The following is a 1760-nucleotide window of genomic DNA, read 5'->3' on the forward strand; positions in this document are numbered from 1 at the left end:
GCTGGGCGCAGGCCAGGCCGCCCTTGAAGTAGTTGTTCCGGAAGTCCGCGTCGGGGACGTACAGGTCGAAGACGGCCCCGCCCTGGTTCTGGAGGTCAGCGGCTGTCCGTCAGCGGCTGTCCGTCAGCGGCCGTGCCGGCCGCCCGTCGCCCGCCGCCGCACCGTCGCGAACAGCACCGCCGCACCGACGGCCAGAGCCCCGGCCCCGGCCAACGCGAACATCGGGGTGGTCGAGCTCCCCCCGGTCTCCGCGAGCCCGCCACCGTCCACGGGGGTGGCGCTGCCGTGCGCCCCGTGCCCGCCGGTCCGACCGGCGTCCTTCTCGATCTGCTCGTCGGACGGGGCCGAAGCGGTCGGCTCCGTCGGCTCCGCGGGCGCGCTCGGGGACGGCGAGCCCTGCACGCCCGTGCTCCCGCCGGAACCGCCCGTGACACCGCCGCTCCCGGACCCACCGGACCCGCCCGAGGTGCCGGAACCGCCGGAGGTGCCCGAGGTGCCGGAGCCGCCCGTCGTCCCCCCGGTCGAACCGCCGGTCGCACCGCCCGTGGAGCCGCCCGTCGCACCGCCCGTGGATCCTCCGGTGGAGCCGCCGCCGTCCTTGCCGAAGACCACGTCGGAGCAGGTGTAGAAGGCCTCGGGGCTGTCCGAGCGCTGCCAGATGCTGTAGATGAGGTGCCGGCCGGTCTTGCGCGGCACGGTCCCCGTGAACACGTAGTCCCCGCCCCGCATCCCCGGATCGGTGACCTTCACGAACGGGGCCGCCTCCAGGTCCGACCACTTCAGGGGCTTCGCCGGGTCGTACCCGTCCTTGGTCACGAACAGCTCGAAGGAACCCCGGTGCGGGGCCGTCCCCTTGTACCGGAAGGTGTGCGATCCGGAGCTCATGCGGCTCGCCGGCCAGTCGCCCCGGGCCAGGTCCAGCCCCCGGTACTTCGCCTTGCCCGCCGAGCACAGCTGCCCGTCCGGGATCAGCGAACGGTGCTTCCCGGCGGCGTTCGCGATGTTCACCTCGTTCCAGTCGTAGAACGCCTGCGCCCCGCTCGCCGCCACCGCCGCCTTGCAGGCCGCCGACTTCGGCGACTCGGGCCCCTCCGCGTAGCAGGCGGCCACCCGGCTGACCGGATCCGTCATCGAGCCGTGCGCGGCGGCCGGAGCGGTGCCGAGCCCGGCCAGTACGAGCGGTCCCAGGCCGAGGGCGGCGACGGTGGCGGCCGTACGGCGAGCGGTCATGACGGATCTCCTTCAGGGGTGCGGAAGAGCGGCGCGACCAGCGGCCGCGACACGCAAGCTAGCCCGCGAAACCCCGGAAAACCCCAGCTTGGAGCCCCTGAGGGAGATCCTTAGGACGCACTTAAGGCACCGGTAAGCGGCACCTCAGACGAGGGGCCCGCCGGCCCGTCGGCGGCGGGCGCGCCCACCTCCGACGGACCCGCCCCGGTCAGCTCCCCGCGCCCGGCGCCGCGACGGGCAGCGCGAAGCGGCGGGTGACCTCGATGCTCAGGTTTCCGTAGCCGGTGAAGAACGGGGCCGCCGTCAGCTCCGTACCGGAGGCCGGGTCACGGCTCACCACCCGGGCGGCCCGCGCCGTACGGTCCAGGTCCTCGCCCGCCAGCCGGCCCAGCCGGACCGGCCGCACCACGCCGTCCGCCTCCACCTCCAGGAAGCAGTCCCACACCCCGGGGGCGATGGGCGCCCCGCCGTCCAGGGAACCCAGCTCGGCCGTGATCCGGAACCCCGCCCTCGACAGGTCCAGGCCCCGC

1 protein-coding gene and 1 pseudogene are annotated in these 1760 nt (G+C 74.8%); both read right to left on the minus strand.

Annotation, left to right across the window (positions count from 1 at the left end; all coding sequences use genetic code 11):
• Positions 1-123: 123 nt before the first annotated feature.
• On the minus strand, positions 124-1230 hold the full coding sequence (locus ABTZ17_RS36730) for a lytic polysaccharide monooxygenase auxiliary activity family 9 protein (RefSeq protein ID WP_352200168.1): 1107 nt from the start codon (positions 1228-1230) through the stop codon (positions 124-126).
• Positions 1231-1438: 208 nt separating this feature from the next.
• Positions 1439-1760: pseudogene (locus tag ABTZ17_RS36735) on the minus strand (hypothetical protein); the annotation flags it as partial.

The sequence above is a fragment of the Streptomyces sp. NPDC097619 genome (assembly GCF_040302735.1).
In the GTDB taxonomy this organism is placed as follows: Bacteria; Actinomycetota; Actinomycetes; order Streptomycetales; family Streptomycetaceae; genus Streptomyces.